Below are 7,800 nucleotides of genomic sequence, written 5' to 3'. Positions count from 1 at the left end.
GGACCTAGCCCCAGGATGCCTGCACACAATCGCTCCGCCATGGTCTGGCCAAGGCGCCAATGATGCAACGCCAACTCTGTTTGCACGCTGCCATCCTTCATGAGCGATTAGACGTTGCGCGGCTCAGCTTGCCTACCACCCAGCGTAATGGGGAAGATCGGACAGGTCGGAGGCCGTCGCAGCGAAGAGCGTGCGACGCACGATCAAGATCAGAAATATGAAGGGTCCCCCACTCAGGCATCAAGGGTTCGAGGGGATTTGCTATACCCGGAAGCCGCCGTGTTAGCAAGGTTGTTAGCAAGCGATCGAGTTGATCTAGGAAGCACAAAGGCCCGTTTCCAGGTTTTCCCTGTTCACGGGCCTTCTGTGATGTGCGCGGCCGAGAGGACTCGAACCCCTAACCTTCTGATCCGTAGTCAGATGCTCTATCCATTGAGCTACGGCCGCAGTTCGCCTGTCTCACCTGGGGTGATCTGGCAACGGGTGTAACTCTACCAGACCTCACACCCCTGCTCGCGCCAATAATCCGCCCACCCGCAGGTCAAGCGGACCTCACTCCTCCCGCACGAACAGGGAGAGCGTCTCGGCGATGCAGGAGGGCCGGTCGGCGCCCTCGACCTCGATCGTCACGCGCAGGTTGGCCAGGGTGCCGGCGGGGGTGCCCTTGACGTCCACGATCTCGGCGCCGGCCCTGACCCGGGAGCCGACGGGCACCGGACGGGGGAAGCGGACCTTGTTCAGACCGTAGTTGACGGCCATCCGGATGCCCTCGACCCGGAACAGCTCCTGCATGAACGACGGGACGAGCGCCAGCGAGAGGTATCCGTGGGCGATCGTGCCGCCGAACGGGCCCTCCTTGGCCCGGTCGGCGTCGACGTGGATCCACTGGTGGTCGTCGGTCGCGTCGGCGAACAGGTTCACCCGTTCCTGGGAGATCTCGCGCCAGTCGGTGTACCCGAGGTGCTCGCCCTTGGCCGCCTTGAGCTCGGCGAGGTCCGTGAAGATCCGCATGTACGGCACCCTACCGACAGGTGGTCACGCTCAACTCGTATGACTCTGGCCTCCTGCACGCGGAACGCCGTTGGACCGTCTGTCACCCGGCGTCCCTAACGTGCCCCGCATGAGACGGCTTTCGATCATGCTGGGCGCCGCGGCTCTGACCGTGGGCCTGGCCACCCCGGCGATGGCCGACCCGAAGCCCGCCGACCTCAAGCCCGCCGGCTTCGGCCAGGCGCGGCTGACCGGCTTCGCCGTCCTCCCGGCCGAGACGTACGTCCCGGGGAGCGAGCCGTCCGGAGCCGCGGCAGGGACCGCCCCCGTCAACGGGATCACGCTGCCCTTCCCGGGGCAGCCGGTGCAGGGCTTCAGCGGCGTCGTCAACCGGCACGACGGCACGTACGACGTGCTGTCGGACAACGGGTACGGCCAGAAGGCCAACAGCGCGGACTTCCTGCTGCGCGTGCACCGCATCCGCCCCGACCTCAAGTCCGGGAAGGTCTCGGTGGTCGGCGGGTTCAACCTGACCGACCCCGACCACAAGGTGCCCTTCGCGCTGACGCGGGCCGACCGGAAGCTGACCGGCGCCGACTTCGACGTGGAGTCGATCGTGCGGGCCTTCGACGGCACGTACTGGATCGGCGACGAGTTCGGCCCGTACCTGCTGCACTTCACGCCGTCCGGCCGCCTGCTGCAGGCCCCGATCCCGCTGCCGGGCGTCATGGCCCCGGAGAACCCGAACCTGAACGGCGGGCAGCCCAACATCCGCAGCAGCAAGGGCTTCGAGGGCATGGCCCGGTCGGTCGACGGCCGCCACCTCTACCCGCTGCTGGAGGGCACGGTCGACGGCGACACCCCGGGCGACCTGCGCATGTACGACTTCGACCTGCGCACCGGCACGTACGCGCCGAAGTGGCGGACGTACCGGCTGGAGGCCGCGGGCAACTCCATCGGTGACGCGATCGCGGTCGACGACCACCGCTTCCTGATCATCGAGCGCGACAACGAGCAGGGCGACGCCGCCAAGCTCAAGCGTGTCTACCTCGTGGACGGCTCCGACCGCGACCACGACGGGGTGATGGACAAGACCCTCGTGGCCGACCTGCTGAACCTCGCGAACCCCAGGAACCTCGGCGGCTTCGGCCCGGCGTTCCGGTTCCCGTTCCAGACGATCGAGGACGTGGCCCTGCTGGACGACCGGACGCTGGCCATCCTGAACGACAACAACTTCCCGTTCTCGTCCGGCCGGACCCCGGGTAAGGCCGACAACGACGAGTTCATCACCGTACGGCTCTCGCACCGGCTGAACGCGGACCCGCGCGCGCTCCTGTAGCCGCTCCCCGAGGCCGGCCGCTTCCGGAGGCGGCCAATCTGCGCATCGGCCCCCCGCGAGGGGGTGCCGGTGCGCACACTTGTCGGTGGGGGCGCATGCGCGGGGGCGGGAATGCGGTGATCGTCCGTGACCGATACATCTCCGTACGTGATCGCCTCGAGGGGAAAGCCGGCCGAAGCCGGGGTATCTGCGGGGCATGGAGGCCGGCGTGGGAACAGGCCGTCCCGCCGCGGGAGGACGATGAACGAGCGGCAACCGCCCGGCAAGCGCTACCGGCTGCGCGGACTGGTCGTGGTGACCCTCGCCGGCCTTGCCTCATGGGCACTCATCATCTGGCTGATCGTCAGGCTCCTGTCGCGAGACGGGTGAGGGACGCCGCACGCCCCTCACCCCGGCTCGGACGGTCATCCGCCGCTGCCCTTGATGCTCTCCAGCAGGTCGAGGTGGCCCTTGATCACGGGGCCGGCGTCCTGTGCGAGTTGCTTCACCTGCTCGGACGAGCCCTCCGACTGCTGCTTGCGGCCCGCCGCCAGGTCGGCGCGGTGGTCGCCGACCTCCTGTTCCACCCACGCCCGGTCGAAGGCGGCGCCGCTGTTGGCCTTCACCTTCTCGAGGGCGGCCTTCTGCTCGGCTGTCGGCTCGTCCGGCAGCGTGACGCCGAGCTTGCCGGCGACCTCGGTGACCTGCCGGTCGAGCGCGGTGTGGTCGCGGACGAAGCGCTCGCCCGCGTCCTTCACCGCCTGGCTCGTGGCCTGTTCCTGGGCGGCCCGCCCCGCCTGGATCTCCGACAGGTTGCCCTGGTGGGCTTCGGTGAGGAACGTCCTGTCCTGCTCCCTTACCGTGGGTGTGGGCGCCGCCGCGGCCTGCACGGCGGTTCCACCGGCCGACATACCGGCCAGGACGGCGAGAAGGACGATGAGCCGTCTGAGCATGAGATCCCCCGATTCTCATCCGAACGGCACAATCACGACATCTAGCGCCATTCGGGCACGACAGTTCGTAGCCGTCATACCCCGTGAGAACGCGTCCTCGCATCGGCGCTCGCCGGAGGCGATCTCCGCGCGGCTCAGCGCACCCAGAGGCAGAACGGGTGGCCCGCGGGGTCGAGGTAGACGCGGACGTCGTCCTGCGGCTGGAAGGCGGCCAGGGTCGCGCCCGCCTCGGCCGCCTGGGATCCGGCGGCCTCCAGGTCCTCCACCTCGATGTCGAGGTGCATCATCATCCGCTGCTCCCCGTCCCCGGCGGGCCAGGTCGGCCGGACGTACGCCCGCTCCCGCTGGAACGACAGCCCGGGCCCGCCGCCCTCCGGGCGCAACGTGACCCAGTCGGGCTCCTGGTCCCCGATGGGCCAGCCGAGAAGCCGCTGGTAGAAGGCCGCCAGGGCGTGTGGGTCGGGCGCGTCGAGAACGGTGGCCGTGAGGCTCATCCCCGGTCGTGTCCCCATGGCGTACGTCCTCTCGGTCGGCTCCCCGGCGGCCCGCCCCTACCCTGGTTCCGATCACTCTCACCGCCGTACGCGATCCCACGCGAAGGGAGCTCGACCGTGACGAGCGCAGCCGGGCAGGTCGTCGCCCGCTACTTCGAGATGTGGAACACCGGGGACACCTCCATCGCGCCCGAGGTCCTCGCTCCGGACTGGCTCGATCACGCCCACCCCGAGGCCGTGGGACCGGAGAGCGTGGCCCAGGCCGTCGAGCGGGTGCGGGAGGCTCAGCCCGACCTGACCTTCCGCGTCGACGCCGTGCTCGGCGACGGCGACGTGGTGGCCGTGGTCGGCGCCGCCGGCCGCGACGGGGCCGGGACCCCCTTGATCTGGCTGGTACGGGTCCAGGACGACCGGATGGCCGAGATGTGGACCTACCGCAGGACCCACTGAAGGCCTCCGGCATCCCCGGGCGCCAGTGGGACGGGCCGTTCGGGGACGCCGAGACCGGGGTAGGGGTCGTCCGGGGATCCGCGGCCGCCCGCCGGCCGGTTGAATGGCCGGGTGGCGACCGCGCAGGAAACCTTCCGCCAGATGCTCCGCGATGACTTCGCCCCGGCGCTCCGAGAGCTCGGCCTCGTGGGATCAGGGCCGTTGTACCGGCTCCCCCACGACCGTCACTGGGCGCTCCTGGGCTTCCAGAAGTCGGCGTTCAGCACCCGTGAGCTGGTCAGTTTCACCGTGAACCTGAGTGTGGTGCCGAAGGAGCGGGAGAGATCGGTACGGGGGCTGCCGTTCCGCCCGGCCGCGTCGACCTTCTACGGCCTGTCGATGTGGCACAGTCGGATCGGCCGCCTCCTCCCCGGCGGCCACGATCATTGGTGGGACGTGGGGACGGCCCCGGATCCCGCCGTGGTCGACCAGGTGCTGGACGGTGTGCGCGACTTCGCCCTCCCCGCGATGAGGCGCCAGCTCGACCGCCACTGAGCCGGCCGGCTTTTCAACCATCCGTGGCGGTCACCGCAGCGGCAGGGCGAACTGGTTGTCCGGCCCCCGTCCCTCACTGGCCGGATTCGGGACGAGGACCAGCCGCAGACCGCCGGACGGCTCACGCCGCCGCTGCCGCGCCCACGCGACCAGGGCCTCGATGGCGTTCACGGCCTGCGTCCCGGCCCACTGCCCCGGCGTCTCCTGGACGACGTACGCCTCCTGGTGCGCCGGCTCCGTACGGAGGGTGAGGTCCGGGAACCGGGCGGCGATCTCGGCGGCCTCCCCCTCCGGGACGGGCCAGCACCACTCGACCGGGCCGTCGCTGTCGCCGCTAACCTCCCCGTGGTAGATGATGAACGGCGCTCCCGTGATCCCCTCGGCGCGCGGGACTCCGCCGCGCCGGAGCCGGTGGATGAACAGCTCCCGGCCGGTCGGCACCAGGTCGTCCTCGTGGACCCGCCGGACCATGCTGAGCAGGCGGCGTGCGGACATGTCGCGGACGGCGACCTCATACATAGGGTGGTCCTTCCCCTCGAGACGATCGACGAGGGAACCGACCAGGTCCCGCCGGGCGGCGTGCTCGGCCTCCGCCCCGGTCCAGTAGGACCGGATCTCCTCGGCGGCCGACGCCGGCTCCAGGGCCAGGATGTCCCTGATCCGGGCCAGCGGCACGCCGATCCGGCGCAGCGAGGCCACCAGACGTGCCGGGTCCAGCTGCGTGACCGCGTACCAGCGGTACCCCGTGCCGGGGTCGACATGGGCGGGCACCAGCAGGCCGAGCTCGTCGTACAGGCGCAGCGCCTTCGGCGACAGTCTCGACAGACGGGCGAACTCCCCGATGCTGACCAGGCTCATGGACGGCTCCCTCGTTCCGGGCGGCTGCCCGGGTCGCCACCACTGTGCGGCCTCCCCGAAGGGGAAGGTCAACGTGTTCGCCGGAGACTACGCGGAACAGGTGAGGTAGAGGTCGGCCCAGGCCGTGTTCAGGAAGTCGTCGTTCTCGTACCTGACCCAGTACGAGGACCCCTCCTGGCCGTAGTCGACGACGGCGACGCCGGCGGGGTGCCGCTCCTCGTGGCCGGTGACGTGGGAGTGGGTGGGCGGGCAGCTGACGGTGACGAGCGCGTCGCCGCCGGGGGTGATCGATGCGCTCTGCTTCAGCTCGACGCTGGTCACGGGCTGCTGGGGGACGTTCGAGCAGAGGATCTCCAGCTTCACCGACAGGGTGACCGGGTGCTGGTCCCTCAGCGACTGGGAGTTGGTGAACGTCATCTTCACGACGCGGCCGTCGACCGTGAGGTTCTTGTAGTTGAGGTACTGGGAGTTGTAGGAGTCCTTGGTGCCGGACGACACCGTGGTCTTGACCGGGTACGGCTCGGTCGAGGGGCACTTCTGGGACAAAGTGGTCGTGATTTGCGGGCCGATGGAGGTCGAGTTCCACACGACCACCGTGCTCTCGGCGAACGCCGGGGCGCCGAACCCCATCAGTGAGGCGGCGGCCACCGCCGCGATCGCGCCGGCCTTCATGAGCGTGCGCATGCGTGTCTCTCCTCGTTCGTCAGGCGTGTTCTTGTGCTGACGACGCTAGAGACCAGATCTTGGGACATTCTTGGCAAGATCGTTTTCAGGGACTTAACGGGCACTTGGGGTCGGCCGTGAGCGTGCCGGGCCCGGGGTCTACGGCTGGAAGATCAGATTGATCACGACGGTCAGCACGATCGAGAGCAACACGGACAGGACGATCATCGTCAGGCATCCGGCCCAGCCGCCCAGGAATCTGATCTCCGTGTCCCCGATGCGCATGCCCCCGGCACTACCCGTCGCCCACCAGGCGAAACTGCAGGCCACGCGGCCGGGCGCATGTTACCGGCGCCGGCTCCAGATGTGGTGGGTCTCGAACGCGTCGGAGAGCTCCTGGGCGACCTCCGGAGAGCCGGCCGAGAAGAACCCGCGCTCAAGGATCGCCGCGGGCGCCGGCCCTCTGATCCAGTCGTCCAGGAGGGCGTACCACTCGGCGCCGTGGGCGACGCTGACGGTGGAGTCGTTCATGAGCCACCCCATGTGACGAGCCGTCGCCTCGGTGGCGTTCGATTCCCATTCGGATCCGCGAGCCGGGGGCGGTCTGTTCGCGGTTCTCCGGGAACGCATGCGGGCCGTTGAGCCTTTCCGGCGTGCCGTCTATCCCGTCGGCGTGGCTTTGATCGCGAGATTCCTGACGGTGATGGAGTCTACGTCGAGGCTGATGACATGGATGAAGCTGAAGCTCGCCTGTTTCGTGTTCGGAGGCAGGCGCCCGGAGAACACGATTACCCCGCTGATCGGGACGCCGGGCGGGACGTCCACGGGCCAGTGGCTGAGGCCCGGTTCCGCCTCCAGTGTGGTGCCGCCCTCCGCGCTAAGCTGGCTGTTTTTGTACACGGGAAGCGACAGCGATTCGGAACCCGTGTTGAGCGCGGACAGTTCGACCCGGGTGAAATCTGAGGTGACCAGGATCCGCCGAACGGTGAGGGTGAGGGGTCCGGATGTGACCTTCCTCTGTGTTCTGAGCACGTTAGTCTCCGGCTCGTCGCCGGTGGCATTGCCGCCGAGGTTGCTCGGCGTCTGGCTGCTTCCATGGAGTTCCCAAACGACGAAGCCCACTGCGGCGGCTCCACTAGCAGCGAGGGTAACCAGGGCCAGTCTGCGGGGTATGCCTGCGGGGCGGCCGGCAGGTGGGGCCGTTACCCCGGGGGTGAAAATCTGCGCATTTCCTGGAGTGCCGTTGCCGAGCGCGCTCGACTCGCGCGCCCTCGGCTTGGGCGCAGTCGTCTCGGGCTTCGTGGGGGGCGCGGACGTGGTGCGCACCAGTCGGAACGGCTGGGTTCCCTTGGCCGACTCATCCTCGGCGTCGTCGTGTGCGGGGTCGGCACTGACGGAGGGAATGGGTTGCGCGTCTGGTGCCCATCGGGGGTTACGAGCGATGATCAGTTCGCCTCGTACGGTGCTGATCTTCTCCGGCGTCTGATGTGGTGTGATCTGACGCACGTGATCGAACAGGTAGTCGTACAGCTCGTCCACC

General features: G+C 68.9%; 12 protein-coding genes and 1 tRNA gene. 4 read left to right on the top strand and 9 right to left on the bottom strand.

Annotated features, from left to right (window positions below):
• Positions 1 to 374: 374 nt before the first annotated feature.
• Together MPTA5024_RS16940 and MPTA5024_RS16935 are read right to left on the bottom strand one after the other, a co-directional pair.
• A tRNA-Arg gene (locus MPTA5024_RS16940) sits at positions 375 to 447 on the bottom strand.
• 105 nt (positions 448 to 552) lie between these two features.
• On the bottom strand, positions 553 to 1,011 hold the full coding sequence (locus MPTA5024_RS16935) for a MaoC family dehydratase (protein WP_036326488.1): 459 nt from the start codon (positions 1,009 to 1,011) through the stop codon (positions 553 to 555).
• A gap of 109 nt (positions 1,012 to 1,120) precedes the next feature.
• Here MPTA5024_RS16935 and MPTA5024_RS16930 point away from each other — a divergent pair, with 109 nt between their 5' ends.
• Both MPTA5024_RS16930 and MPTA5024_RS44275 read left to right on the top strand, forming a co-directional pair.
• Positions 1,121 to 2,329, top strand: a complete 1,209-nt coding sequence (locus MPTA5024_RS16930) for an esterase-like activity of phytase family protein (protein ID WP_198167193.1) — start codon at positions 1,121 to 1,123, stop codon at positions 2,327 to 2,329.
• 240 nt (positions 2,330 to 2,569) lie between these two features.
• Entirely contained in the window at positions 2,570 to 2,698 is a 129-nt protein-coding gene (locus tag MPTA5024_RS44275; protein ID WP_269750585.1) for a hypothetical protein, read from the top strand.
• 35 nt (positions 2,699 to 2,733) lie between these two features.
• Here the strand turns inward: MPTA5024_RS44275 and MPTA5024_RS16925 are convergent, their stop codons facing one another.
• Entirely contained in the window at positions 2,734 to 3,261 is a 528-nt protein-coding gene (locus MPTA5024_RS16925; protein ID WP_036326486.1) for a DUF4142 domain-containing protein, read from the bottom strand.
• A 134-nt stretch (positions 3,262 to 3,395) separates the two neighbouring features.
• Positions 3,396 to 3,773, bottom strand: a complete 378-nt coding sequence (locus tag MPTA5024_RS16920) for a VOC family protein (RefSeq protein WP_036325019.1) — start codon at positions 3,771 to 3,773, stop codon at positions 3,396 to 3,398.
• Between the two features lie 99 nt (positions 3,774 to 3,872).
• Between MPTA5024_RS16920 and MPTA5024_RS16915 the strand changes: the two genes are divergently transcribed.
• Entirely contained in the window at positions 3,873 to 4,205 is a 333-nt protein-coding gene (locus MPTA5024_RS16915) for an ester cyclase (protein WP_036325017.1), read from the top strand.
• Between the two features lie 141 nt (positions 4,206 to 4,346).
• The gene (locus tag MPTA5024_RS16910) at positions 4,347 to 4,739 is read left to right on the top strand and encodes a DUF4304 domain-containing protein (RefSeq protein ID WP_157099512.1); all 393 of its coding nucleotides are present in this window, start codon (positions 4,347 to 4,349) and stop codon (positions 4,737 to 4,739) included.
• Between the two features lie 30 nt (positions 4,740 to 4,769).
• Here the strand turns inward: MPTA5024_RS16910 and MPTA5024_RS16905 are convergent, their stop codons facing one another.
• The 5 genes from MPTA5024_RS16905 to MPTA5024_RS40925 form a co-directional block, all read right to left on the bottom strand.
• Positions 4,770 to 5,597: a MerR family transcriptional regulator gene (locus MPTA5024_RS16905; protein WP_036325013.1), complete on the bottom strand. Its 828-nt coding sequence runs from the start codon at positions 5,595 to 5,597 to the stop codon at positions 4,770 to 4,772.
• An 87-nt stretch (positions 5,598 to 5,684) separates the two neighbouring features.
• Complete coding sequence (locus tag MPTA5024_RS16900) at positions 5,685 to 6,281, bottom strand: hypothetical protein (RefSeq protein ID WP_036325011.1); 597 nt, start codon at positions 6,279 to 6,281, stop codon at positions 5,685 to 5,687.
• Between the two features lie 138 nt (positions 6,282 to 6,419).
• Entirely contained in the window at positions 6,420 to 6,545 is a 126-nt protein-coding gene (locus MPTA5024_RS44270) for a hypothetical protein (RefSeq protein WP_269750584.1), read from the bottom strand.
• Between the two features lie 60 nt (positions 6,546 to 6,605).
• Positions 6,606 to 6,791 carry a hypothetical protein gene (locus MPTA5024_RS16895; RefSeq protein ID WP_157099511.1) on the bottom strand — a complete coding sequence of 62 codons (186 nt, stop codon included), beginning with the start codon at positions 6,789 to 6,791 and terminating at the stop codon, positions 6,606 to 6,608.
• Positions 6,792 to 6,920: 129 nt separating this feature from the next.
• A partial coding sequence (locus MPTA5024_RS40925; protein WP_232326500.1) for a hypothetical protein occupies positions 6,921 to 7,800 on the bottom strand: 880 nt, incomplete at its 5' end.

Source organism: Microbispora sp. ATCC PTA-5024 (genome assembly GCF_000511135.2).
Classification (GTDB): Bacteria; Actinomycetota; Actinomycetes; order Streptosporangiales; family Streptosporangiaceae; genus Microbispora; species Microbispora corallina.
Note: the sequence above shows the minus strand (reverse complement) of the source record. Positions and strands in the feature narration are given on the sequence as shown.